This window comes from Flavobacterium sp. PL002, from assembly GCF_054165825.1.
In genome coordinates this window covers 1,816,521-1,842,562 of the sequence record NZ_CM135110.1, presented here as the reverse complement: position 1 = coordinate 1,842,562, position 26,042 = coordinate 1,816,521, and the positions used below count along the sequence as shown (strand labels likewise).

The window sequence follows — 26,042 nt, the reverse complement described above, 5'->3', positions numbered from 1 at the left end:
TTTTTGTTTAAAGTGTAACTAAATAAAGCTAGAAGGCTTTGAAATTTGCTATTCTAAATCAAAAAAGAGTACCCTATTCAGGATTTCTCTTGATAAGGAATTGAAGATACGTTAACAAACCTGCCCATTTTGTTTTCATTATAACAAATATCGGAATTATTATTGAAATAAATTAAATTTAAAACATAAATCCTACACTAAACCAAGTGTATCCTTTTGAATTTTCGGGAGACCAAGAGTGCTTAATTTCTATGGGGCCAATAACCGTTTCTAATCCATAACCTACAGCATAACCCGAATATTTAGGTATCGAAATCCAGTCTACAGAGTCGAATATTCTATTTCCTAAATTAGCAAAATTAGCCGTAAAATTAACATGGTTGTTTTTAAATATTTCATAATCAACCGTACCTGTAGTTTTTATATAGCTATCTCCAGCAATACTTAAAAAATCGTAACCGTAAAAATGTCTAAAATTATTAAATGTTTTATATCCATAACCACCTAAAATAAAATTAAAAAACGGTACGCTTTGGTCTCCAAAAGAAAAACCAGCTTCTGTTTGAAACTTTATAGTGGCTTTTTTAAATAAAGTTGCTGCTAATCCAAATTCTGCTTTTGCAATACTAAAAGGCTCAAAAGATTTTGTATAATCTGATGATAATAAAAATGACTTTATATCTCCTGAGAAAAACCATCCTCTAGTAGGAAAGTCTTTATCATCAAAAGAATCATATTTCATGTATCCAAAAACGCTTGCATAACTACTTTTATCAATTACAGGCGCAGTTGCAGTTACCGTTTCTGAATTTATTTTAAGGTATTTATACTCTAACCCTCCACCTATTAAAAATTTTTGAACAAATAAAGATTGAAAATAAAATTGACTGGTAACGTCTAAAAAATCAACATTAATATTATTTACGCTTACATCTGCAAGGTCTAAACCACCTAACTGGCTTACTACATTACGGTTAAATTGATTTAAAGTTGACTTGAACCCAAAACTTAAATTATAGCCATTCTCAATATAATAATCAAAATTGTACCTGAAGTTATCTCCTAAAACAACATCTAAAGAAGCAATATCATTTTTAAAAAATGTCTTTTTACGAGTTAGATTAATTAAAATACCACTTTTAAACAAGCCGTCATAATGCAAACCAAATTTCAGAAAAGATTTTGTTTGATTCTCTTTTAATTGCAAACTCAAATTATCATCACCATTGTTAGCATCTAAAGAGTAATTGATAACACTAAAGTTTTGTGTAGCATTGATATTGTTTATCCCACGCTCTAACTGTTCATAACTAATTTTAGTGTTGGGTTTAAAACGTAATTTTCCAAGTACATAATCTCTTGTAAAATCATCTAAATGATTGATATTTATATCCTTTATTTCTAAACTATCTTTATTGATAATCATTTTTGGTTTCACATAAGCTGTTTGTCCTTCAGCTAGTTGTTGAATTTTATCATACACTGCAAACGTAGCATTTTCTCCCTTTTTGATAATTTCATTTCCTTTATCAAAAGAGATAACGCCGTAGTCCTTAATATCTGGCTTAATATAAATATCTGTTTGAGCTACATTCTCTTTCATTTTTTCAATGGAATGCAGGTTGGTTATTTGAACTAGAATACGTGTTGCATCTTTTAAAGATTTTCTAGTTAACAAATCATCTTGAACATCAACACCTATAATAATATCAGCACCTAATTTTCTAACTTCATCAATAGGATAATTATTAGTAACACCTCCATCAACTAGCAATTTACCGTCGACCTCTACAGGTGAAAATAACGACGGAAACGCCGCACTAGCAATTATAGCTTGCGGCAAGTTACCGCTATCCAATATGACTTGTTTTCCAGTTTCTATATCAGTACCAATACATAAAAAAGGAATTGGTAATTTATTGAAATCCCTAACATGCCTTACATTACGAGTTAATTTACTAATTAAGTTAAAATTGTACATTCCTTTAGAAAGGGCCTCTGGAATGCCCACTCTAAACTTAGTAAATGGCAGTACTAAGGCATATAATTCATCATTTCTTTTTTCGTAGAAATTCTTTGAAGACCTGGGTACAAAATCATTTATTAACTCATCAAAATTAGTTTTTTGAAAAATAGAATCAATCTGTGAAGCAGTATAACCTGAAGCATACAACCCCCCTATGACTGCTCCCATACTGGTTCCTCCTATATAATCAATCTTAATTCCTGCATCTTCTAATACTTTTAAAACACCTATATGCGCAAATCCTTTGGCTCCTCCTCCGCTAAGCACTAACCCTATTTTAGGTCGGTTTTGCTCTTGCGAAAATACACTCAAACAAAAGAAAAGCGTGAATATTAAAAGTTTATACTGCTTCATAAATAATTATTATTTTTAGGGATTTATTCCTTTAACAATTCGCTTCCAAACGATTATTAGGTTATGGTTTTGTAAAAGTCGACAATTTTTTTTGCTTTAGACACACCTATTACCGCAGTAATATCTTTTTCTGTGGCTAATTTTAATCTTTTTACACTTTTAAAATGCTGAATCAGTGTCAACATAGTCTTCTCGCCTATTCCGGGAATTGATTCTATTGAAGAATTTAATGCCGCTTTACTCCGTTTATCGCGATGATGTGTAATCCCAAAACGATGTGCCTCATTTCGCAATTGCTGAATCACTTTTAAAGTTTCTGATTTTTTATCTAAATATAAAGGTACTGAGTCCCCAGGATAAAATAACTCCTCTAGTCTTTTTGCAATTCCGATTATAGCAATTTTTCCTCGCAACTCTAAATCATCTAAACTCTTTAACGCTGCTGATAATTGCCCTTTACCTCCATCAATAATAATTAAGTTAGGTAACGGTTCATTTTCATCAAGTAACCTTTTGTACCTCCTATAAACTACCTCTGTCATAGAGGCAAAATCATCTGGTCCTTCGACTGTTTTTATATTAAAATGACGGTAATCTTTTTTACTGGGCTTTCCATCTTTAAAAACCACACAAGCAGCAACAGGATTTGTACCCTGAATATTAGAATTGTCAAAACACTCAATATGCCTTGGTTCAACAGGCAATCGCAAGTCTTTTTGCATTTGCGCCATAATCCTGTTAGTATGCCTATCAGGGTCAACGATTTGTAATTGCTTTAATTGCTCAATGCGGTAAAATTTTGCATTGCGAATCGATAAGTCTAAAATTTGTTTTTTATCCCCAAGTTGTGGTACTGTCACTTTTATTTGTTCGCCCAAATCTACTTTAAAAGGCACAATAATTTCTTTAGACAATAACTGAAAACGCTCCCTTAACTCTATTATGGCTAGTTCTAATAATTCTTCATCAGTTTCTTCCAGTTTTTTCTTAATTTCCATCGTGTGCGAGCGAATAATAGCACCATGCGAAATTTGTAAAAAATTTACAAAACCTGCCGCTTCGTCTGATACGATTGAGAAAACGTCTATGTTAGTAATTTTTGGGTTCACAATCGTAGAACGCGATTGATAATTCTCAAGTACTTCTATTTTTTCTTTTATTTTTTGTGCTTCTTCAAAGTGCATGTCTTGAGCAAGCTCAATCATTACCCGTTTAAAATCCTTCATGCTTTCCTTGAAATTCCCTTTTAGTATTTCCCGAATAGCATCTACTTGTTTTTGATAATTTTCTAAACTTTCATACCCTTCACAAGGTCCTTTACAATTGCCAATATGATATTCTAAACAAACTTTAAATTTACCACTATCAATATTCGATTGGCTTAAATCATAATTACATGTTCGTAAAGGGTACAATTCTTTTATCAATTCTAAAATAGTGTTAACTGTTTTAAAACTAGTATATGGGCCAAAATATTCAGAGCCATCCTTAATCATCCTTCTAGTGGCAAAAATGCGAGAGAAAGGTTCTTTCTTGATACAAATCCAAGGGTAACTTTTATCATCACGTAGTAAAACATTGTAACGCGGTTGCAATGTTTTTATCAGGTTATTTTCTAATAAAAGCGCATCAGTTTCTGTAGGAACTACAATATGCTTTATGGTTACTATTTTCTTAACCAATACGTTTGTTTTGGCCGTATCGTGGATTTTATTAAAATACGAAGCAACTCGTTTTTTTAGATTTTTTGCTTTACCCACATATAAAATTTTCCCTTCTTTATCATAATATTGATAAACGCCAGGACTATCTGGTAGAGTTTGTATCTGGAGCTGGAGAGTTGGTTTATCCATTGTGTTTTTATTTCAAAAAAGATGCCGTTTACTGCAACTTTCCTATTTGAGGGTGTTAATTTTACAAACCTCTGCTTATTTATTTTCAAATTTACGAATTCAAAATAATTATTTCTATTTTTAGCTTTTAATTCAATATGAAAAACGCAAAAACCATTACCATCCTAGGAGAAACTATTTTGCCAGGACAAAGCAAAACCATTAACATGGAAATCGCAAAACTCCATAACGCGACAAAACTTAAGATTCCAATAATTGTACAGCGTTCTAAAATTGACGGCCCTACAGTTCTTTTTTCTGCTGGAATTCATGGTGACGAAATAAATGGTGTCGAAATTGTTCGTCAGCTAGTTTCTAAAAAAATCAATAAACCAAAACGAGGTACAACCATTTGTATTCCGGTAATAAATATGTTTGGTTTTGTAAATATGTCGCGTCAATTTCCAGATGGTAGGGATTTAAATCGGGTTTTTCCCGGAAGTAAAAAAGGGTCACTCGCCAGTCGTTTTGCCTTTCACCTTCTTACTGAAATTATGCCTGTTGTTGATTATGCAGTCGATTTTCATGCGGGTGGCGCGAGTAGATTTAATGCCCCTCAAATAAGACTTGCCCCTAATAATGAAGATCTTAAAGATTTGGCCGATGCTTTTAATGCCCCTTTTACTTTATATTCAAAAAACATTGGTGGAACTTTTAGAAATGCTAGTCAAAAACTAAATGTAAAAATGCTGCTTTTTGAAGGCGGAAAATCACTTGATATTAATTACCCTGTTGCTGATGCCGGTGTTGAAGGTGCCAAAAGAATCCTGCAACATCTTGATATGTTAGACTCAAAACACTTTATTGAAGATCAAAACAAGAAAACAATATATATAGAAAAATCAGCATGGATTCGTGCTAAATGCTCTGGATTACTACATGACAATGGTTATGTAGGTGCATTTGTCACCAAAGGAACCGTTCTAGCCACTATTACTGATCCTTTTGGGAAATTTGAGCGTAAAATAAAAGCCCCAAATGACGGGTATATTATCAATGCAAACCAAGCACCTATTGTTTATCAAGGTGATGCTGTTTATCATATTTCAAAGACGCTTATAAATGCCAAACACTAAAACAGAACTCCGAAAGAAATACAAAAATCTTCGACAAAATCTTTCCGAAATTGAAATTGAAGAGAATAGTTTGGCTATCGCCAATAAGTTACTGACGCTTCCTATTTGGGATAAAATTTATTTTCATGTTTTCCTTCCTATAGTAGAACATAAAGAAGTGGATACTGAGTTGATTCTACACTTACTTTCCGGAAAAGACAAAGAAATTATTGTTTCAAAAGCCGACTTTGAGACCCGAATAATGACTCATTTTTTACTTACAGATAATACCCGAATTAAGAAGAATGCCTATAACATTCCAGAACCCGTAGACGGAATCGAAGTGCCTTCAAAAAAAATAGACGTGGTTTTTATTCCGCTTTTAGCATTTGATAAAAAAGGAAATAGAGTAGGATATGGCAAAGGGTTTTATGATAAATTTTTAGCCGAATGCAAACCTGAAGTAATTAAAATAGGATTATCCTTCTTTGAAGCCGAAACAATAATTTCGGATATTTTTGAAGGCGATGTACAACTCGATTATTGCATCACTCCAGAAACCACTTATCGATTTTAAAGTGGCCATCACTTTTATTTAATATAAAATCACTAATATTGCCCCGCTTTTTGGTTGTATTTATTTCAAGTAGATACATTAAAAGGGAATCAGGTGTAAATCCTGAACAGTTCCCGCTGCTGTAAGTTCTTCCTGTTAAACAGGACATGCTTTTTAAAATTACCACTGTCAGATTTTTTGATGGGAAGGTTTAAAAAGTGGAATGAGTCAGAAGACCTGCCAAGAAGCACAACAACAAAGCTTTCGGGAGTTATAGCTTTGGGGTAGATTTTCTATTCCTATATTTTATTCCTTATTGTTTTGTAATTAAGTTAATCACAATTATTAATTTTAATACAATTCAAATGCAAAACAAACTAACTAATTACATTTTTCTGCTTTTTTGTGGCTTCACGCTACTCACATCATGTACTAACACTGATGATCCTACAATTACACCCATTCAATTTGCCGAAGTAGAGTATCAAGGTGTTTATGAACTAATAATAGGAGACACTTTAAAAATCACTCCTGAAATTCTAAACTTACCTGAGGGTGCAAGTTTTGAATGGTCAAAAAATGACGAATCAATCGCGACAACTCAAAGTTTAAATTATGTACCTCAAATAGCTGAAAATTTCACACTTAAATTTAAAGTAACAGCAAGCAATACTATTGAGCGCAGCTATCAAATTAAATTGATAGATCCTTATGCTTTATATTTTCGTCCAAAAACGGAAACAAGTACTGAATTCATTACTAAAATAATGGAATACAAACCGGCGCCAGGACAGTTTATAAATGCTGGTTTTGGAACTCCAGAATATGCCGAAAAAATAATTGGAAACAAGACAAACACGCTTTCATTAGGTGCGTGGGGAGGTTATGTAATTTTTAGTTTTGATCATACAATTGAAAACCGTGTAGATCAAAAAGATTTTGTGGTTTATGGAAATGCATTTAAAGGACTCTCAGAACCTGGAATTGTACAAGTTTCCTTTGACGAAAATGGAAATGGCCTTGCCGATGATACTTGGTACGAACTAGCAGGAAGTAATTATTTTAAAGAGCGAACAATTCTTAATTATGAAACTACCTATGTAAATCCAGAGGAATATGCTAATGTTTTATGGACAGACAACAAAGGAAGTGCAGATAATGTTACTGTAAACACTTACCACAAACAAAACTACTTTCCGTTATTTATTGCTGAGAAAAAAGAAGTTACATTTAAAGGAACGCGCGTTTTCCCTATTGTAAATCCAGGCAGCTACGTTACGATTGATGCCTTAGAATGGGGATATGTTGATAATTATGACGCTGAATACAGCATTTATGGAGGAAATGCCATGGAGATTGACTGGGCTGTAAACAATCAATCTAAATCAGTTAAATTAAAAGGTATCGATTTTGTAAAAGTTTACACTGGTGCACAATACAATGCAGGTTGGCTAGGTGAGTTATCTACAGAAGTAAAAGGCGCTTCAGATCTTTCTATGGTAAAATAAAAAGGTACTATTTTTAAATATATACAAAAGGCAGTGATTAATAGTCACTGCCTTTTGTATATAATAGTTGTTGAAAAACGGAAACGCTAGCCCTGATGGAAACGGCATCCTGTTGTGGCAGTGTTTGCCACAAGAGATACAGTGTACAGCAGGAAATTGCTCCTATAAACAACCGCAATATCTTATTTATTGAATGCTTTTTTATTGAAAAATATTAATATTCCTACTCCAACACATATTGCCATATCAGCAACGTTGAAAATTGCGTTGAAAAAAGTAAAATCTCTTCCTCCCCAAAACGGCAACCAGCTAGGCAAATTTCCGTGCCAAAAAGGGAAATAAAACATGTCAACTACTTTACCATGAAAATACTTTCCGTAAGGTTGATCTGTAAATAGGGTTGCTAATTGCTGGTGACTGTCGTCAAAAATAACACCGTAAAAAACAGAATCAATAATATTCCCAAATGCTCCCGCAAGTATCAAAGCGATAGCAACAACGAGATAATTAGAACTGTGTTTTCTTTCAATAGAATCCCACAACCAATAACCTATACCGCCTACGGCAGCTAATCTAAATAATGTTAGAAAAAGTTTACCGTATGTTCCTGGGATTTCGGTTCCCCAAGCCATTCCTTCGTTTTCTATAAACAGGATTTTAAACCAGTTAAAAACTTGAACTTCTTCACCTAATATAAAATTAGTTTTTACAAATATTTTAGAGACTTGATCAATGATTAATATGATGAAGATAAGTAGATACGCTTTTCGTAATGACATTGTGAGAATTTTAATTGGCGCAAAAATAGGTAAATTCTAAAAAAATAAATCCCAAATACCAATAATTTTATAACTATTTGTTGGTATTTGGGATTATTTTAATGCTGCAATTTTAAATTTCTTATCGTTGCAGGTTTTTAGCTTCTATACTCATCGTTGCATGAGGAACAATTTTTAATCTTTCTTTACTGATTAGCTTACCAGTTACTTTGCATAAACCGTATGTTTTATTTTCTACACGGAATAATGCATTTTTCAAGTCTCTTATAAACTTCTCTTGACGTATTGCTAATTGTGAATTGGCTTCTTTAGACATGCTTTCGCTTCCTTCTTCAAATGCTTTGAATGTAGGAGAGGTATCATCAGTCCCATTATTCAAGTCATTCATGTAAGCACTTTTTATCAAATCTAAATCTACTTGAGCCTTGTCAATTTTCTTTAGAATTATATCCTTGAACTCTGCTAAGTCGGCATCAGAGTATCGTGTTGCTTCGTCTACCATGGGTTTGTTATTTAGTTATTGTTATCTTGGTTATTATGTCATCAAATTCTATTTCAATTCCTTCAGGTAACGCTGCTGTAAAAATTAATTCCTCAGTCAGTGTCTCTGATTTTATATAGTCTGCATTTACTTGAACTGCTTCTTCTAGCGTCGCGTTATTTTGTAAGTAGACTTTTATTTTATCTGTTACTTCAAATCCGGAATCCTTTCTAAGATTCTGAATTCTATTCACTAATTCTCTTGCTATCCCTTCTTTTTTCAATTCAGGCGAGATTACAATATCAAGTGCAACGGTGATTCCGTTTGAATTTGCAACCAACCAGCCCTCTATATCTTGGGATGTAATCTCTACATCTTCCAAAGTTAAAGTTATACTATTTCCTGCAATTACAGTTTCAATAGCACCCTTTGCCTCTATTTCGTTAATTTGATCTGCAGAAAAACCCTGTATCTGCTTAGCTATCAAGCCCATATCTTTACCAAAACGAGGGCCTAAAGCTTTAAAATTAGGTTTGATTTGCTTTACTAAAACCCCTGACGCATCGTCTAAAAGTAAGATTTCTTTAACATTAACCTCTGCTTTTATTAGGTCAGAAACCGCCTCTATTTCAGCTCTTTGGTTCTCGTCAAGAACTGGTATCATTACCTTTTGTAATGGCTGACGCACTTTAATCATTTCCTTTTTACGTAGTGATAACACTAGTGAAGAAATGGTTTGCGCTTTTTGCATTTTACTCTCTAACGATTTATTAACAAAGTTTTCAACGTATTTTGGAAACTCTGCCAAATGTACACTATCGAACTTTTCAGACTGTGTTGCTTGCGTTAAGTCTCTGTAAAGTTTGTCCATGAAGAACGGTGCAATGGGTGCACTTAACTTACTTACGGTTAACAAACAGGTATACAAAGTTTGGTATGCAGCAATTTTATCTTGTGCATATTCCCCTTTCCAAAAACGACGACGACACAAACGAACGTACCAATTGCTTAAGTTTTCTTGAACGAAATCAGAGATAGCACGTGCTGCTTTTGTAGGCTCGTAATCTGCATAAAAACCATCAACATCTTTCACTAACGTATTCAACGCTGAGATGATCCATTGATCAATTTCTGGTCTTTCGTTTACCGGAATCTCCGCTTCTTCATATTTGAATCCATCAATGTTTGCATACAAACTAAAGAAAGAATACGTATTGTATAATGTTCCAAAGAATTTACGACGCACCTCAGCAATTCCCTCTAAGTCAAACTTTAAGTTGTCCCAAGGATTTGCATTAGAGATCATGTACCATCTTGTGGCATCAGGACCGTATTCATTTAATGTTTCAAATGGATCTGCAGCATTCCCTAAACGTTTAGACATTTTTTGTCCGTTTTTGTCTAGTACTAAACCATTAGAAACCACATTTTTATAAGCAACTTTATCAAAAACTAAAGTAGAAATCGCGTGTAAGGTATAAAACCATCCACGTGTTTGATCTACTCCTTCTGCAATAAAATCAGCTGGGAAGTCTTTGTTTTGATCTATTTTATCTTTGTTTTCAAAAGGGTAATGCCATTGTGCATAAGGCATTGAACCAGAATCAAACCATACATCAATTAAATCAGCTTCACGCGTCATTGGTTTTCCAGATGGAGAAAGTAAAGTGATTTCATCTACTACATTTTTATGTAAATCGATTAAATCATAATTGCTTTCGTCCATATTTCCAATTTCGAAACCTTTAAAAGGATTTTCTTTTTGAACACCAGCAGCGATCGATTTTTCTATTTCATTGTATAATTCTTCAACAGAACCTATTAGAATTTCTTCTTGTTTGTCTTCTGTTCTCCAAATTGGTAATGGAATCCCCCAGAACCTAGAGCGAGATAAATTCCAGTCATTAGCATTTTTAATCCAGTTCCCAAAACGGCCTTCTCCAGTCGATTTTGGCTTCCAGTTAATCGTTTCGTTCAATTCGAACATTCTGTCTCTAACTTCTGTGATTTTAATAAACCATGAATCTAGTGGGTAGTATAAAATAGGCTTGTCTGTTCTCCAACAATGTGGGTAACTGTGAACATATTTCTCCACTTTGAATGCTTTGTTTTCTTCTTTTAACTGAATAGCAATCTCCACGTCTAAGGAACGTTCTGGAGCCTCACCATCGTCATAATATTCGTTCTTAACATACTTACCTGAATAATCACCTAATCCTTCGATGAATTTTCCTTGTAAGTTTACTAATGGTACCGGAGTACCATCTGCATCCAAAACTAACATTGGTGGTACTTCTGGAGTAGCTTCTTTGGCTACTTTTGCATCATCAGCACCAAATGTTGGTGACGTATGTACAATTCCCGTTCCATCTTCGGTAGTTACAAAATCACCCGAAATTACTCTAAAAGCATTTTCAGCGTTTTGATACGGCAATACCAACGGCATTAATTGCTCGTATTTGATTCCAACCAAATCTGCCCCTTTTGCTTCAGCAATAACTTGGAATGGGATTTTCTTGTCTCCTCCTTTATAATTCTCAAAGTCAGCAGCTTCTTCGCTAGCAAAGAATCCTTTTCCGAATTGTTTTCCAACTAAGTTTTTAGCCAAAACTACATTTGTAGGCAAGAACGTATATTGATTGAATGTTTTTACAACAACGTAATCGATTTTTGGTCCAACAGTTAAAGCCGTATTTGATGGCAATGTCCATGGAGTAGTGGTCCAAGCAAGGAAATAAAAGTCCCCACTGCTGCCCTCTCCGAAAGAAAGCGAGTCTAGCCCGAAAGCTTTGGCAAAAGTATTTCCCACAACGTCTCCCTCTCCTTTGGAGAGGGTTGGGGTGAGGACTTTAAATTGCGCCACAACAGTCGTATCCGTAACATCACGGTAACTTCCTGGTTGATTTACTTCGTGAGAAGACAATCCTGTTCCTGCTTTTGGAGAGTATGGCTGAATAGTGTAGCCTTTGTACATCAAGTCTTTGTTATAGATTTGTTTCAAAATCCACCAAACCGTTTCCATATATTTGGGTTTATAAGTCACATATGGATCTTCCATATCTACCCAATATCCCATTTTTTCGGTAAGATCATTCCATACGTCAGTATAACGCATTACTGTTTTCTTACAAGCTTCGTTATACTCTTCGATGGAAATAGACTTTCCTATATCTTCTTTTGTAATACCTAATTCCTTCTCGGTACCTAATTCTACAGGTAAACCATGGGTATCCCAACCTGCTTTACGCTTAACTTGGTACCCTTTTTGAGTTTTATATCTGCAAAAAATATCTTTGATCGCACGCGCCATTACGTGGTGAATACCTGGCAAACCATTTGCTGAAGGTGGCCCTTCAAAAAATACGAATGGTTCATTACCCTCACGGGTCGTTACACTTTTTTTAAATATGTTTTCTTTCTTCCAGAAATCAAGTACTTCTGATGCTACTGTTGGCAAGTCAAGTCCTTTGTATTCAGTAAATTTTGTGCTCATTTTATCCTTTTCTTTAATCGAAGTGCGAAAGTAGTCATTTATAGTAAAAAGGCAAAAGACAAAAGGCAAAATTTGCTTACAGAGCTGATATTGTTTTGAAGAATCTAATTGAGCATATCGCTCCTCTGCAACAATGGATTATCGTAGCCGTTATGATAAATAAACGGCTACTATGGAGCGCTTTAATAAAAACCCTTTTTGTTTTTATTAAAAAAATTTCTTTTATGCTTAAACAAACAAGGAATGAGTTACACTTATTTATTGATTTACAATTCTAAAACATCAATCTAATGAGTTATTAGAAACAAATGCTAAAAATTGGTTTTTATATTGGTCCGAAACTGTAATGCGTTGCTTATTGATTAGAATTTGACTGCGCTCAATAGTATCGATGTTATTTAATGAAACGATAAAAGAACGATGCACACGCATAAATTGATCGGATGACAGTTCTTCCTCAAGGGTTTTCAAACTCATTAAAGTGAGAATGGGTTTAGTTTCGGCTTTAAGCCAAATTTTAACGTAATCTTTTAAACTTTCAAAATATAAAACGTCTTTTAAGTTTATTTTTATCTGCTTGTATTCTGATTTCACGAAAAGAAAATCTTGTGTTTCTGGTGCTTTTTTCTCTTGGTTTTTAACCAATTCAAACCATTCTTTGGCCTTGGTAGCAGCCATTAAAAACTCCGAATAATCGAATGGTTTTAGCAAATAATCTAGGGCTTCGGCTTTGAAACCTTCAATGGCATATTGATCAAAAGCAGTGGTAAAAATTATTCTTGTTGACTTAGGAAGTACTTTGGCTAGTTGCAAACCCGTTAAATCAGGCATTTGGATATCTAAAAAAATCAAATCGACTTTTTCTTCATCTAAATACGACAGCGCTTGAATACCGCTATGACACTTTTTAACCAAATGTAAAAAGGGTGTTTTCAAAACATAGCTTTCCACTAAGTTTAACGCCATTGGTTCGTCATCTACAATCAAACATGATATTTTCTCCGCCATTTTAATTTAATTTTTTATGCTATTGTTCCAAATTTAAAGTTTTCCAAACAAACCAATTTATACTTCGATTTTCAAACAAACTGAAAAAATACCTTCTTCAATCTTTTCAATAAAAGAAAACTGATCTGGATACAGTAAAGAAAGTCGTTTTTCTACATTATCAAGTCCGATACCCGAACCACTTTTATCACTATCTGTTTTAGGAAAATTTTGATTTTTTGAGTAAAATGTCAATTGCTTGTCTTCAATTTTCATTTCGAAAACTACAGCAGAAGCTTTATCCCCAGAAACTCCATGTTTGAAGGCATTTTCGATTAAAGAAATAAACAGTAACGGTGCAATTTGTATGTCGGTTTTCAAATCTGGAAAAGAGTAGTGTACCGTAGTATTGTCATTCAATCGCAACTTCATCAACTCAATATAATTGGTCATGAAAGTAATTTCGTTCTTCAAACTTACCTTTTCATTATTAGTTTCATACAATAAATAACGCATTAATTTCCCTAGACTATGAATAGTTTGCTTGGCCATATCAGGAGAAATATCGACCAGTGAGTAAATATTATTGAGCGAATTAAAGAAAAAATGTGGTTGCAACTGGTACTTTAAATGCTGCAATTCAGACTGTAATTTTATGTTGGCTGCTTCCACGCGCTCCGCTTCTGTTTTGACCCATCTTTGAATGGTTTTTAATGCTAGGGAAAAAATAATAGGTACCGAAAAAGAGATAATATCTATGTACAAAAAGAAGTTTCTAGGGGGCTTACCACTATCCAGCACTTTACTAGCAATAAAATCCGAAAAAAAATAATAGCGAAATAACTTATTCAATCCCACAAAAAACAGAATTAACCCAATACTGATAATAATATAAACCCAAAGCTTTTTATGAAAAAGAAAGCGGTCAACCAAAACAAAATAATTGAGATAGAAAAGCAGCGCATAAAATGCCAGCGGTATCCATGAATGCAAGGCTAAATTACGAAGTTCCTGACTTTGCCCTGAAGACAACAGATACGGGAGACTAAACAATAGTAGCCAAACCATTACATGAAAAAAAACGATGCCAGATTTACTCTTTATAAAATTCATTTATTCTATTTTTATTCGTAACGAAGTGCTGTTATAGGATCTAAACTTGATGCTTTTTTAGCAGGATACCATCCAAAGAATATTCCGGTTATGGCACAAACTACAAACGAAATTACAATCGAAGAACTCGTCACAGAAGTAGGCCAGTGTAACACCTTCTCTATAAATAAAGTCGTTCCTAGACCCAAAGACACACCAATTATACCACCAGTAATACTGATTAACATGGCCTCAATAAGAAATTGCATCAAAATATCAGAGCCTTGACCACCTACTGCCATACGCAAACCTATTTCTCTTGTACGCTCTTTTACCGAAACATACATGATGTTCATAATCCCAATGCCACCCACTAATAATGAAATACTCGCAATTGCTACTAACAAAACCGTTAACATCTCACTGGTAGAACTAAATGTTTTGATCATTTCTTCCATTGAAATAACATAAAAATCGTCTACTTGATTTGTCGTTAAACCATGATTTTTTCTCAATAAAGTATTAATTTCAAGTACTGCATTTGGCGCATCTTCCTCACTTATAGACGAAACCACGATGGATTGCAAATGCGTGATCGCCAAAATTCTTTTTTGTACTGTTGTATAAGGCGTAAGGATAACATCATCTTGGTCTTGACCACCAGTACTTTCCCCTTTACTTTCTAGAACTCCAATAATTTTAAGCGGAATACTATTAAAACGGATCATTTTACCAATAGGACTTACACCTTCTTTAAATAAATTTTCAGCAACTGTTTGCCCAATAACTGCCACTTTTGCTGCTGAACTAACTTCTTTTTCCGTAAAGTTACTTCCTTCGGCTACATCCCATATTTTAATTTTCAAATAGTCTGGCGCCACTCCATAAACTGAAGTTGGCCAGTTATTCGCTCCATAAATGGATTGACCTCCACTATTTACCAATGGCGAAAAAGAGGTAAGCAAGGTGGTTTCCTTCTTAATGGCTTCATAGTCGTTTAAAGTCAAGGTTTCCATGGCGCTACTTCCTTGACTTACGCCACCACGCACATCACTACCAGGTTTTATAGTAATCATATTAGAACCCATACTCGAAATTTGAGTTTTAATACTTTCTTTCGATCCTTCCCCAATGGCCAGCATGGCAATTACAGAGGCTACCCCAATGATAATTCCTAGCATGGTAAGAAAGGTGCGCATCTTGTTAAGCACAATTGCTTTCCAGGATATTTTTAATAAATTTTGCGTTCTCATATTAGACTTCTTCTATTGGCAAAGCTAAAAGTGCTTCGGCTGCCGATTGAACATTGTTGTTAATGTAATCTTGGATGATATGCCCGTCTTTCAACACGATAGTTCTGCCTGTAAATGTGGCAATATCTGGCTCGTGGGTTACAAACAGAATGGTTTTTCCTTGCTTGTTCAACTCTTGAAACAAAGCCATGATTTCGTATGAAGTTCTCGTATCTAGATTTCCTGTAGCTTCATCAGCAAGAATCACTACCGGCTCATTTACAAGAGATCTTGCAATCGCCACTCTTTGTTGTTGCCCACCTGAAAGCTGCGAAGGCGTATGATCAAGTCTTGCTGATAGATTGACTTGTTCCAATGCTTTTAAAGCTTTATCATGAATTTCCTGTGGCGATAGTTTTTTAGTACTATAAAGCAAAGGCAACTCCACATTTTCTATTGCGGTAGTTCTAGCTAATAAATTATAAGATTGAAAAATAAAACCAATTTTCTCGTTTCTAATTCGAGCCAACTCGTTTTTAGTCAATTCTTTTATCGAAACACCATCTATTTGATACAAACCAGAATTTGGTTGGTCTAAACATCCCAAAACATTCAGGAGCGTACTTTTTCCAGACCCACTCGTTCCCATAATGGTTACAAATTCCCCTTCTTGAATACTGAACGAAATTCCTTTTAAAGCATGAACCGTCTCTTCACCCATGGTAAAAGAGCGTTTCAAATCTTCTATTTTAATGATTGTTTTTGACATAATTCTTATTTTTTTCCACGTTTAGTCATGAACGGACTCTCATTGTCTCCACGTTCCGATTTTACTTCGGTTTTTGTCAACGCTTTTAAATTATAAACCACTTCTTCACCCGCTGACAGTCCGCTAAGAATTTCAACATTTATACCATCACTAGTTCCTGTTTTTATAGTTTTGGATGCAATTCCTTTGCTTGTCATTACCCATATAGTAGCTGTTCCTGACTCAGCTCCTGATTTAGCAACCACATCAACCGGTGAAAATCCATTCGCTTTTTGATAGTTGTTCACAACTTGCATGTCTGGTTCAAAATTCACTCCTTTTGCTTCAAGCGTTAACACATCTTTTAATTCTAATGTATAAATGGTAATTGTAGCCGTTAATCCTGGTTTTAATTTCAAATCTGGATTTTCTGCCTTTATAACCACTGTATAAGTCACAACATTTGAAGTTGTTGTCGGGTTTAATCTTACTTGGGTAATCTCCCCAGCAAACTCTTCTCCTTGATACGCATCTACTGTAAAAGAAACTCGTTGTCCTTGTTTTACCTGACCTATATCGGCTTCATCCACGTTAGCTTCTACTTGCATTTCGCTCAAATCTTCCGCAATTGTAAATAATGTTGGCGTACTTAAAGATGATGCTACTGTTTGCCCTTCTTCTACCGCTCTTGATAAAACCACGCCGTCTATTGGCGAATAAATATTGGCATAACTCAAGTTGGTTTTGGCTTTTGCCAAATCTGATGCTCTTTGTGAAACAATGCTTTTTGCGTTATTTAACTGATATAAGGCTTGATCAAAATCAGATTTACTGATTACACTACTGTCATACAATGTTTTTTGACGACTGTAAACAGTTTGCATATAGCGCTGCTCATTTGTGGCACCATCGTAGGCAGCTTGTGCCAGAACAACTGCCGAATTTAATGTGGTTTTATCTAGCTCAGCTAACAATTGTCCCTGCTTTACCACGCTATTGTAATCCACATAAATTTTTTGAACTACTCCAGAAACCTGTGTACCCACACTCACTTCAGTAATAGGTTGCAAAGTTCCAGTTGCTGTAACAGTTGTAATTACATTAGCTGTTTTAGCCTTGATAGTTTCTGCTTTTATAGCTGCGATTTCTGATCCCGAAAAAAAGGTAAACCCGAAATACGCAATTGCCAAAACTGCGATTGCAATAGATGCTTTTATAATGATATTTTTCTTCATGATTTTATAGTTTAATTTCGTTCCCTTGATAAAATTGTAATAATTGAAAGTATAGTATGTTCAAGTACTTAGCCTGAATGTAATTTTGCTGCGCATTGGTAAACATGTTCTGACTCACAATTAAATCTGTTGTGCTCAAATCGTTTAACTCATATCTTTTTTGAGCCAATTTATACGATTCGCTCGCAGCATCAGTTGCCATTTTTGAGGCCTCTAATTGTTCTACAGAAGCAGTCGCATTTTGCCAAGACGTTTCGATTTTTGCGTAAAGTTCTTTTCGAACGGTTTGTGACTCGATATCGGCTTTTTCAATATTAATCTTTGCCAATTCAACTTGTCCTTTGGTTTGATTTCGATTAAAAATAGGAATCGATAAAGACAAGCCTACTCTTTGATTAAAATTCAAATTCATTTGATCTGTAAAGTTGGCGTCTTGAATACTAGTATAGCCAGACCCCAAACTTCCTGACAATGAAAGCGTAGGTAAATAAGCTCCTTTAGCAATATCCAATCCTTTTTCTGAAACTGCTTTACTTAAAGTAGCTGCTTTAATTTCTGGTAAATTATTAATAGCTTGATTATAAACCACCAATTTATTGGGAATTGTAGTCAGCAGGCTATTTTGAGTTTCAAAATCAGCGATATCAAAACTATCCTCAGGCGTTAATTCTAATAATTGCTTCAAAACAATCAATTGCTGTGCGTAGTTGTTTTTTGCACTTACTAAGATGTATTTATTGGTTGCTGCTTGTGAGACTGCATCCGTATAATCTTTCATGGCGATACTACCGGCATCCAATCGCGCTTTAGATCGTACTACTTCTTTCTCTGACGAAGTCAAATTATTTTGAGCAATACCTATTCCCTCTTTACTGTATAAAGCTTGCAAGTAAGACTCCGTAATGCTTAATGCTACATTGTTTTTGGCTTCCTCGACATACAAGGAGTTTTGTTGTACTAATAACTCATTTTGCTTGATTTGATTGTTCAACTGATTTCCTTGAAATAAGGTTACAGATGACGTCAAAATAAGACTCGTAGAATTTATTTGCTGCGATACATAACTACTCGTAATAGGATCTACAGTGTTCCCACTAGAGAAATTTTGCGAAACGCTCCCCATTAAATTAGGCAAACGCATAGACTTTGATTTCTCATAATTCACTTGTGCCGATTCTAGTGTTAGAGCGACTGATTTTACGGTAATGCTTTTTTCTTTAGCATAAGCGATACATTCTTCTAATGTCCACAACTTTTCTGCTTTCACTTCTTGTGAATAAGAAAAGAGGGAGCAAAATAGAAACCCGATGACTATATATATTTTCATTTGATAGAATTTTTACCAAATTTCATTAGAATAGCTCTCCTCACAAACCAGAATAGATGGAGAAGGTTTTTTTAGGGTTAGAAAGGGATATTTTATAGATGAGAAAATGGACTTAAACTAAAAATGCCTCTAGATAGCGCGTTGCTACTAGAGGCATTTAATTCTATATTTCTTGAGATATACTACCTAAAACCACCGGCATACACTTCTTTAATAAAAATTCTATTCGAAAAAACAGGATTAACTTCTATTTTAGATCGGTCCTCTTGATAAAAAGTATCTCCGTAGTAATCTTCAAATTCATATAAAATTTTATGTGGAATTTGACCATAGTTTAAATTAGAAATCCCTTTGTAATCTTGGTATACCTTACGTTCGTAAGAATTTCTTTGTCCTTCTTCAAATTCTGTTTTCTCTGAAGACACAATGTTGAATTTCTCTTTATCGATAAAGTAATGGTATTCGGTCTTTGGGATTACTCTGTTTTTAGCATTGACAGTTTTCTCAGTGTAACTTAAGTGGTAACAAAGCCTTCCGTCAGAAGTCTCATCAGGTAACAACTCTAACTTGTTCCAAAGATCAAATCTAAAAGATGTCAATAAATTTATTGGATCTAGATTATTACTAATTTCCCAATAATCAGAATTAGTTAACTTCACCCATTTTTCTCCTACACTCCTATCTTGATAGCTCCAAGCTTCTGGTCCATTTATTATTTCGTAATAATTGTCAGGCATTTTTTTTCGAAGTAAATAATTTGTGGGTGTTGCCCATTTCTCTTCTGATTGAGGCACATTACTTTCTTCAAAATTTAATTTAGATAGTAAATGGATTTTCTGAATGTTTTTAATTGCTTCGCTACCTCCTAAACCAGAAATAATCTTGTCCAATAACTCTGGATTATTTTGAAAAGCAATAGAATCAAGAATGTTATTTCTTCGATCAGTAATCAATCTTAAATATTTTGTTCTATTTATTTTTTCTTGTTCCCAATCAACCTCTTGTTGTTCTATTTTTTCAAAAAAAGCAATCCTGGCGTCTTCTTTATCTTCCTGAATTTTAAATCCTAATTTTTTCAATTCAACAAAACGATTGGTATGCGTTCTAACAGTATTGGCAACAAAATTAGCTTTATTTACTCGGTCAATAATATCAGTTCCTCTAGAGGTTTGTTGGCCGTTTTTAATTAATAAATCAGCATAATAAATTGCCTTTTCTTTATTTTCTAAAAGTAAATAAGCATACGCTAAATTATTAGTTATAATGAATCTAATATCGGAGTTTTGTTCTGACTCTGGATACTTTTGCACTAAACTTTCAAGGTATACCAAGTGAGGCGTTAGCAATTTAGAATCAAATCCTTTTTCTACCGTTATCTTTTCAAGCTGACTCGTTATTTCATTTTCAAAACTGAGCATTTTACCGTATTCAGAATGTTCTTTTGACGTTAAGAACTCAAACTTCTCCTTAGTCTCTGTTGTGCCGTAGCTCAATTTATAATTTAACAGATTTTGTATGCGATACATAGACGCTTCTAGAACTTTCTCTATACCAAAATTTTCATTGACATCATTTTCTCTAATTCTGCGATCAGTGTCTTCAATAGTTTTAGCAAGCTGTCCTTTTTGATACGTTCCGCTTATTCGGTCAATTTCAGAATTGTCAAAATCTTGTGAAAAGACTATCTTATCAATGCATTTTACCTGAACATTAATCTTAACTTGATATTTAGAATATACACTGTATTTCCATTGTTTATTCTCTTTGTCATAGGTACTATCCGCTTGCGTACGGCTGTACTGGGGCAAAGGGATAGTTACGTATATTTTTAGTTTTCCTTCGGGTTGTTTTATGTATCCGTCGATATTAAAAAATATCTTTTTAAATTTTATCTCTTCGGCTCTTAACTCACTATCCACCTGATAAATGGTAGTTTGCGTCAAAACATTATCTAAGCAAGGATATTCAGCATAGGTAATTGCTGGAACATAAAATTTCTTTTTCTTGAAATTTACTTTTTCTTGGGCTTGTACTAGTGAAAGTCCAAAAAAGAATAAGAATAGTAAAGTTTTCTTCATAGTAAAAAAAAAGCCATCAAAAAATGAATTTTGATGGCTATATTGGTTTTGGTTAATTATTTCTTATTGAAAATTTGAATAGAATTATCCAACACATAAAAAATGTTTTGTGTCGCAGGATCTATTTCATAGATAGGCTTGTTGTTTTTAAAGATAATTTTATCTACCTCAACACCATCTGCTTTTCTAACTTTAATTAAAACTTTTTCACCAGTTTCTTCTTTAGCAAAAATATAAGAGTAATCTCTGTTTTGTTTCATCGCATTGAAACGAGAGTTAAACTTAGTTGCTAGAACACCTAAAGCAGCCGAAGCAGCAGCTTGATTATTAGACTTTCTTAAAAGTTTCTTGTCAGCATCTTTATGTGCAGTACCTACTATATTTCCTTGATCATCTCTAAATACTAAATCTACTTCTTGACCCGCAAAACCATTTACTGCTGATGCACCTCCCATAGCATAACTACCTACAAGTGACGCTCCTTTTAGCAATCTTCTACCTGTTTCACCCGGTTGTTTGTAAACATTATGGTATTTTACAGTTCCGTCTAATGCGATTCCCATAACCTCAACTGGACCAGATATTGCAACTCCCCAAGGATAGTTTTCGATACTGTTTAAATCTTTCTCATTTTTTACATTTACTTTAGCAAATGGCTCTGGTTTATCATCAATGCTTGGATCAAATTTATAAAGTTCCTCATCGTTGTATACTAAGTAAGCGTTTGTAGCCTCATCATACGTAGGTAAAACAGGTCTTTTATCATTAAACTTAATATTACGTTTCCATAATTTAACTCCAGTTTTATAATCTACCATATTCCCGTAAGTCCCCGTAAGGTACATTACTTTTTCTCCTACTCTTCCTAGGTAATAAATAGGATCTTCTTTATCATCAGCAATTTCAATGAATTTTTTCCAAAGTTTTTGACCATCTTTGTCAATTAACATCATTTCATTTTCAGCTACATATAAAAAGTCTTGCTCAATAGGAATAACTCTTTTCAAGCCATCTCCTCTAGCATCCTTTTTCCATATTTTCTCTCCCGTTTTTAGGTCAAAAAAGTTGAAACCTCCGTAATGAGCAATCAATAATTTTGTTCCCCAGTCTTCTAGGTATACCACTCTTTTAGTTTTGATAGACTCTTTCCAGATACTTTTACCGGTTTCAGTGCTCAGTACATTTAAATATTGTTTATTAGAAAAAACTCCTTTACTATTTACAACAACAATATTTTTATCATTTTGAGTAAGGAAAAACTTTGAATATTCTTCATCAGCTTTCCAGTTTAATTTTCCAGATTCTTTTTCGAAAGAATACAATTTTCCGTACAATAAGTAATAGATAATTGATCCGTTTACACGAGCAATATTTGTATTAGCTGATTCTTTTAAAGAAAAACTAAATAGTGATTTTGCTTCATCAACAACTGTATTCCATTTTAGATCTCCAGTTTTCATGTCAATCAAAGCAATAGCCATATTACCACCGCTTTTTAGCGTAAGTAAATACTCATCTGTTTCAGGAAGAAAATCAGATTGTGTTACCCAAAATGATTCTTTAGAAGAATTGTAAGCAACTTTTCCTGTATCAGTATTTATAATCAAAAACTTTGAATTGATGTAAGCTTCAACATAAGGACTTCCAGCCACACTTGTTAAATCACTCTTTTCTTTAAATAATTTTCCAAAATCTGGATCTGTTAAAATATCTGCTGCGCTCGTTTTTCCAAAATCCTCACTCGTTAAAGTCCAGATTATTTTTTTGGACTCAGGATCAACACCTTTAATAGTTCCGCCTTCTTTAAAAACAATAACACCTGTTATTTCGTTTTGAACTAAATCTTGTACATTAGATTCTGTAGTAATTATCTCATCATAGGTTCTCTGGGCAAAACCCGAGAAACTAACTAATAATACTAACAGAATTGAAAGTGTAATTTTCTTCATAAATAAATTTTTAAAATAATATGTAATTTAGGGCATGCTTAGTATTGCAAATGTTTTAATCCTTTCAAAAAATATTTATTTCCTCACAAATACCAAAGGCCAAAGATAACTAAAATTAAAATTTTTTTAAGTTAATTTTAAGAAAAAACTTCTTTCAATACCTCTAATGATTTTGGTCTTTTGAAACCATCAAGGTGGTAACTGTAATAATCTATTAAAATTTTGAGTACAATTTGCCTTTCGATTACGTGAAATATTTTATCATGATTATCAAAACGCAAGCCTATTAATTTCTTAAATAAACTTGTTTCATGAGCCGTTAAAGAACTTATGGCATGTAATGGCGTAAAAACACCTTCGGTCATTTCAAAAAAAGGCATGTCAATATCATCTACATCTGGATAAAAGCCCAAGTATTTGGTGATTTCGAGTAATAAAATTAAATGAAAATTAGCAATTTCATCGTGATGATCTAACCACGATAATGCTGCTTCTAAAAAAGAGAAAAGTGCTTCGTTTTTTTCTTCTTCGTGTATCGAATGGTACAAAACTTCAGAAATAAACATCACCATCGTACTTTTATAAATATCCGAATGAATACTTTTAAAAGGTGTACTGATTTTTATTTCCTTAAAATTTTCTAAAGTGCCTTTATTTTTATGAACTGCCTCAATTTCTAAGATAGAAAGCGGTTGGAAATAGGCTATTTTTTGATTTGATTTCCTTCCGGAGAAAGCATCGCGAACAAAATAAGACTTCAGGCCATGCGACTGCGTAAAGCATTTCACGATCAGGCTTTTTTCTTGGTATTTTAAAGAGGAAATAACAATGGCCTTAGTTTTTACTTGCACAATTAATAATTTATAAGATTCTCTAATTTAAAAATGACTTTTTTTTTAATTACCTGATTATCATCACTTTTTTAACTTTAGTCTCAACTCCGTCTTCAGCAGCTATAAAAATCATATAAACCCCTGAAGCGACTTTGTATTTTCCAAAAGCTGTTGTATCCCATTCAATCGTGCCACCCTCAGCAGTTGTTTCATAAACCAAATTACCTGTAACATCTGTAATTTTAACATTTGCCTTATCTATTAGACCCGCAATTTTTACAGTACCCGTATATCCAGGTCGAACGGGATTAGGATAAACATACGCATTACTCAAGTCATCATTTGCTTTTGTTGCTAATCCTTTAAAGGAAATTAATCCTTTATCAGTAGCAATAAATACTTCTCCAGATACACCATTAATCGCAATATCATTAATCGCATTACTAGGCAACGGCGAGTTATCTATCGTAAAATGATATTTTGTTTCTTGTCCGTTAGCAGATACCATGAATATCCCAGAGTCTGCAGTTCCTATCCATTTATTATTAGCACCATCAACAGCAATATCAGTAATATATTGCTCGTATAACAATTCTTGAGGTAAATTATCATCAACAATAATTATAGCACTAGTAGTTAATTGATTATCTGTTTGAAAACGACCAATATTTGATAAAACTCGCAACCCTTTTGTGGTTCCTATCCAAAGTTGGTTTTTAGTATCTATCGCAACTGCTCTTACATCTGCAACAGGTAAATTACCCGCATCTGGACCAAAAGTAATTTTCTTAAAGACAGTCCCTTTTTCGTTAAACCCTATGACTCCATTTTTATTAGTTGCCATCCACTTTGTATTATTTTTATCGATTGCTATGGTTCCAAAACTATTATCCTCACTAACATCTAGGATTGCATCCATACCATAACTTTGCCATTGCCCGCTTTTACTGAAAGCTTTTATTCCGTTTTTTATTCGGCTATTGGTTACCCATAAAGTTCCTGATTTATCAAATGCAGCACCATTTATACGAACATCAATATAATCAGGTCCTACAAATGTTAATGTTTCTAAACCACTATTTTTTTGATTGTACAAAACAGTGGGTGCATCATTTTCAATTTTCAACAAACCCGAGTAAAAGGAGCTCAGGTAAACTTCATTTTCATTATTTGGATTAATAGTAACCCTACTAATCGATTTTGCTCCAAGCACTTCGCTAAACGGAATATTCAACCAACCCGAAGTACTGTATTTACTAATACCAAAATCATCCAAAGGATACGGATTATAATCCACCGAATAATCTCCATAAACAGCCCAGAAAAAATCTGATCCGCTTTGTATTGCAAAAACATTATTTCGTAGTGGCCCCATAGGTGTCAAATTCTCGTATCCAGCACCTGCTGTTACATTTGTTTTTAACAATCCATTTTCTTTTGTTCCTATATAAATAACCTCTCCAATGGTTGCTGCTGATGTAAAAACAGGAGTAATATCAGGTACCGTATTGTTTTGTATTTGACGAATTAAAACCAATTGTTTGTTATAAATATGTATAGTAGTGGCTGTGGTTATTACCAAATAATCAGCGGCAGCATATAAATCAAGCACCGATTGATTGAGCGGAACAAATCCCAAAAATGTATTTGAAGCCGGATTGTATTTGTACAGATACCCCGAAGTATTTATTGCAATTAATTCTGTACCAAAAGAACTAATATCTGACCAATTATCAACCGCAATTTGTGACCATTGCTTATAATCATTAAGGTTTTCATTAATTAATGTAGCTCTTTTTATACCCATGCTGGTAGCCGCATAAATAAAAGCACCATTAATTGTAGTTTGCTTAACTTGTATTTGAGCTCCGTTATCTCCTATAAAGTAGGTGTCACCAAAGAGCATTGTTTTTAAATTAAATTGAACAATTCCAAAATCACAGGAAACATAGATGATTCCGTCATATTCCATGAAATTATTAATTCTTTTTAGGTTAGCGGGTAGTTGTTTATTAATTATATCTACCACTTTTAGAATACTATTGTCAGCTTCATTAATTACAATCAACAAACCGTTCTCATAACCTACAATTCTTTTATTTAAAATTGTGCTATAATATACCGCGCTAATTGTTTGGCCTGAAAGACCGTCTAGAGTAGTTGTAGTTTTGATCTGGTTACTTAGGGTGTTGACATTAAACAATGCGTTCTCTGAAGCGGCATAAACAGTAGTTGCAGAAGCAGTAACATCTTTAATTTCGTTATACGAAAAATAGCCTTGCCATGACAAATTGTTTTGAGAAAACGCTGGGTGCATGCTTAGAATAAATAGAAAGCCAAGAATTCTTTTTATCATTTTATCAGTACTAATTAGATTCACAAAGATAACATAAAGAACGGAAACGGATTTTTTCTAT

At 33.8% G+C, this 26,042-nt stretch carries 18 protein-coding genes and 1 riboswitch; of the genes, 3 read left to right on the top strand and 15 right to left on the bottom strand.

Translation table 11 applies throughout. The annotated features are described in order from the left end of the window. Positions 1 to 178: 178 nt before the first annotated feature. A complete protein-coding gene (locus ACVEGE_RS08010; protein ID WP_192499928.1) occupies positions 179 to 2,380 on the bottom strand; it encodes a patatin-like phospholipase family protein in 2,202 nt (733 codons plus the stop codon). Positions 2,381 to 2,436: 56 nt separating this feature from the next. Then, positions 2,437 to 4,233 carry an excinuclease ABC subunit UvrC gene (uvrC, locus tag ACVEGE_RS08005; protein WP_173855957.1) on the bottom strand — a complete coding sequence of 599 codons (1,797 nt, stop codon included), beginning with the start codon at positions 4,231 to 4,233 and terminating at the stop codon, positions 2,437 to 2,439. A 137-nt stretch (positions 4,234 to 4,370) separates the two neighbouring features. On the opposite strand from uvrC, the gene ACVEGE_RS08000 reads away from it, so the two are divergent. The 3 genes from ACVEGE_RS08000 to ACVEGE_RS07990 all read left to right on the top strand — a co-directional run bounded on the left by ACVEGE_RS08000 (position 4,371) and on the right by ACVEGE_RS07990 (position 7,391). Next, the gene (locus tag ACVEGE_RS08000; protein WP_192499927.1) at positions 4,371 to 5,348 is read left to right on the top strand and encodes a succinylglutamate desuccinylase/aspartoacylase family protein; all 978 of its coding nucleotides are present in this window, start codon (positions 4,371 to 4,373) and stop codon (positions 5,346 to 5,348) included. Continuing rightward, complete coding sequence (locus ACVEGE_RS07995; RefSeq protein WP_173851223.1) at positions 5,335 to 5,904, top strand: 5-formyltetrahydrofolate cyclo-ligase; 570 nt, start codon at positions 5,335 to 5,337, stop codon at positions 5,902 to 5,904. Before ACVEGE_RS08000 ends, ACVEGE_RS07995 begins: the two co-directional genes overlap by 14 nt. 34 nt (positions 5,905 to 5,938) lie before the next feature. Next, positions 5,939 to 6,142, top strand: a riboswitch (cobalamin riboswitch). A gap of 106 nt (positions 6,143 to 6,248) precedes the next feature. Further along, the gene (locus ACVEGE_RS07990) at positions 6,249 to 7,391 is read left to right on the top strand and encodes a PKD domain-containing protein (RefSeq protein ID WP_192499926.1); all 1,143 of its coding nucleotides are present in this window, start codon (positions 6,249 to 6,251) and stop codon (positions 7,389 to 7,391) included. A 182-nt stretch (positions 7,392 to 7,573) separates the two neighbouring features. Here the strand turns inward: ACVEGE_RS07990 and ACVEGE_RS07985 are convergent, their stop codons facing one another. The 13 genes from ACVEGE_RS07985 to porZ all read right to left on the bottom strand — a co-directional run bounded on the left by ACVEGE_RS07985 (position 7,574) and on the right by porZ (position 25,981). Beyond that, positions 7,574 to 8,170 carry a lipoprotein signal peptidase gene (locus tag ACVEGE_RS07985; RefSeq protein WP_173855961.1) on the bottom strand — a complete coding sequence of 199 codons (597 nt, stop codon included), beginning with the start codon at positions 8,168 to 8,170 and terminating at the stop codon, positions 7,574 to 7,576. 121 nt (positions 8,171 to 8,291) lie between these two features. Further along, a complete protein-coding gene (locus ACVEGE_RS07980) occupies positions 8,292 to 8,672 on the bottom strand; it encodes a TraR/DksA family transcriptional regulator (protein WP_173851229.1) in 381 nt (126 codons plus the stop codon). 7 nt (positions 8,673 to 8,679) lie between these two features. Then, the gene (ileS, locus tag ACVEGE_RS07975) at positions 8,680 to 12,144 is read right to left on the bottom strand and encodes an isoleucine--tRNA ligase (RefSeq protein WP_192499925.1); all 3,465 of its coding nucleotides are present in this window, start codon (positions 12,142 to 12,144) and stop codon (positions 8,680 to 8,682) included. 282 nt (positions 12,145 to 12,426) lie between these two features. Further along, complete coding sequence (locus tag ACVEGE_RS07970; RefSeq protein WP_192499924.1) at positions 12,427 to 13,152, bottom strand: LytR/AlgR family response regulator transcription factor; 726 nt, start codon at positions 13,150 to 13,152, stop codon at positions 12,427 to 12,429. A 57-nt stretch (positions 13,153 to 13,209) separates the two neighbouring features. Beyond that, positions 13,210 to 14,244: a sensor histidine kinase gene (locus ACVEGE_RS07965; RefSeq protein ID WP_225738051.1), complete on the bottom strand. Its 1,035-nt coding sequence runs from the start codon at positions 14,242 to 14,244 to the stop codon at positions 13,210 to 13,212. 11 nt (positions 14,245 to 14,255) lie between these two features. Continuing rightward, positions 14,256 to 15,476 (bottom strand): ABC transporter permease, encoded by a 1,221-nt coding sequence (locus ACVEGE_RS07960; RefSeq protein WP_192499923.1) that lies wholly within the window; start codon positions 15,474 to 15,476, stop codon positions 14,256 to 14,258. A 1-nt stretch (position 15,477) separates the two neighbouring features. Further along, on the bottom strand, positions 15,478 to 16,224 hold the full coding sequence (locus tag ACVEGE_RS07955; RefSeq protein WP_225738050.1) for an ABC transporter ATP-binding protein: 747 nt from the start codon (positions 16,222 to 16,224) through the stop codon (positions 15,478 to 15,480). 5 nt (positions 16,225 to 16,229) lie between these two features. Beyond that, positions 16,230 to 17,438 (bottom strand): efflux RND transporter periplasmic adaptor subunit, encoded by a 1,209-nt coding sequence (locus ACVEGE_RS07950; protein WP_192499922.1) that lies wholly within the window; start codon positions 17,436 to 17,438, stop codon positions 16,230 to 16,232. A 4-nt stretch (positions 17,439 to 17,442) separates the two neighbouring features. Next, complete coding sequence (locus ACVEGE_RS07945) at positions 17,443 to 18,765, bottom strand: TolC family protein (RefSeq protein ID WP_192499921.1); 1,323 nt, start codon at positions 18,763 to 18,765, stop codon at positions 17,443 to 17,445. Positions 18,766 to 18,947: 182 nt separating this feature from the next. After that, complete coding sequence (locus ACVEGE_RS07940) at positions 18,948 to 20,843, bottom strand: hypothetical protein (protein ID WP_192499920.1); 1,896 nt, start codon at positions 20,841 to 20,843, stop codon at positions 18,948 to 18,950. 56 nt (positions 20,844 to 20,899) lie between these two features. Continuing rightward, positions 20,900 to 22,792, bottom strand: coding sequence for an outer membrane protein assembly factor BamB family protein (locus tag ACVEGE_RS07935; RefSeq protein WP_173855967.1), 1,893 nt, complete (start codon positions 22,790 to 22,792; stop codon positions 20,900 to 20,902). 137 nt (positions 22,793 to 22,929) lie between these two features. Continuing rightward, a complete protein-coding gene (recO, locus tag ACVEGE_RS07930; RefSeq protein WP_192499919.1) occupies positions 22,930 to 23,643 on the bottom strand; it encodes a DNA repair protein RecO in 714 nt (237 codons plus the stop codon). 49 nt (positions 23,644 to 23,692) lie between these two features. Continuing rightward, positions 23,693 to 25,981, bottom strand: a complete 2,289-nt coding sequence (porZ, locus tag ACVEGE_RS07925) for a type IX secretion system anionic LPS delivery protein PorZ (RefSeq protein WP_192499918.1) — start codon at positions 25,979 to 25,981, stop codon at positions 23,693 to 23,695. Positions 25,982 to 26,042: the final 61 nt, after the last annotated feature.

Excerpts from the sequence above, each read along its gene's own strand:
- ACVEGE_RS08010 (WP_192499928.1), bottom strand. The coding sequence starts at position 2,380 with ATGAAGCAGTATAAACTTTTAATATTCACGCTTTTCTTTTGTTTGAGT.
- uvrC (WP_173855957.1), bottom strand. The coding sequence starts at position 4,233 with ATGGATAAACCAACTCTCCAGCTCCAGATACAAACTCTACCAGATAGT.
- ACVEGE_RS08000 (WP_192499927.1), top strand. The coding sequence starts at position 4,371 with ATGAAAAACGCAAAAACCATTACCATCCTAGGAGAAACTATTTTGCCA.
- ACVEGE_RS07995 (WP_173851223.1), top strand. The coding sequence starts at position 5,335 with ATGCCAAACACTAAAACAGAACTCCGAAAGAAATACAAAAATCTTCGA.
- ACVEGE_RS07990 (WP_192499926.1), top strand. The coding sequence starts at position 6,249 with ATGCAAAACAAACTAACTAATTACATTTTTCTGCTTTTTTGTGGCTTC.
- ACVEGE_RS07985 (WP_173855961.1), bottom strand. The coding sequence starts at position 8,170 with ATGTCATTACGAAAAGCGTATCTACTTATCTTCATCATATTAATCATT.
- ACVEGE_RS07980 (WP_173851229.1), bottom strand. The coding sequence starts at position 8,672 with ATGGTAGACGAAGCAACACGATACTCTGATGCCGACTTAGCAGAGTTC.
- ileS (WP_192499925.1), bottom strand. The coding sequence starts at position 12,144 with ATGAGCACAAAATTTACTGAATACAAAGGACTTGACTTGCCAACAGTA.
- ACVEGE_RS07970 (WP_192499924.1), bottom strand. The coding sequence starts at position 13,152 with ATGGCGGAGAAAATATCATGTTTGATTGTAGATGACGAACCAATGGCG.
- ACVEGE_RS07965 (WP_225738051.1), bottom strand. The coding sequence starts at position 14,244 with ATGAATTTTATAAAGAGTAAATCTGGCATCGTTTTTTTTCATGTAATG.
- ACVEGE_RS07960 (WP_192499923.1), bottom strand. The coding sequence starts at position 15,476 with ATGAGAACGCAAAATTTATTAAAAATATCCTGGAAAGCAATTGTGCTT.
- ACVEGE_RS07955 (WP_225738050.1), bottom strand. The coding sequence starts at position 16,224 with ATGTCAAAAACAATCATTAAAATAGAAGATTTGAAACGCTCTTTTACC.
- ACVEGE_RS07950 (WP_192499922.1), bottom strand. The coding sequence starts at position 17,438 with ATGAAGAAAAATATCATTATAAAAGCATCTATTGCAATCGCAGTTTTG.
- ACVEGE_RS07945 (WP_192499921.1), bottom strand. The coding sequence starts at position 18,765 with ATGAAAATATATATAGTCATCGGGTTTCTATTTTGCTCCCTCTTTTCT.
- ACVEGE_RS07940 (WP_192499920.1), bottom strand. The coding sequence starts at position 20,843 with ATGAAGAAAACTTTACTATTCTTATTCTTTTTTGGACTTTCACTAGTA.
- ACVEGE_RS07935 (WP_173855967.1), bottom strand. The coding sequence starts at position 22,792 with ATGAAGAAAATTACACTTTCAATTCTGTTAGTATTATTAGTTAGTTTC.
- porZ (WP_192499918.1), bottom strand. The coding sequence starts at position 25,981 with ATGATAAAAAGAATTCTTGGCTTTCTATTTATTCTAAGCATGCACCCA.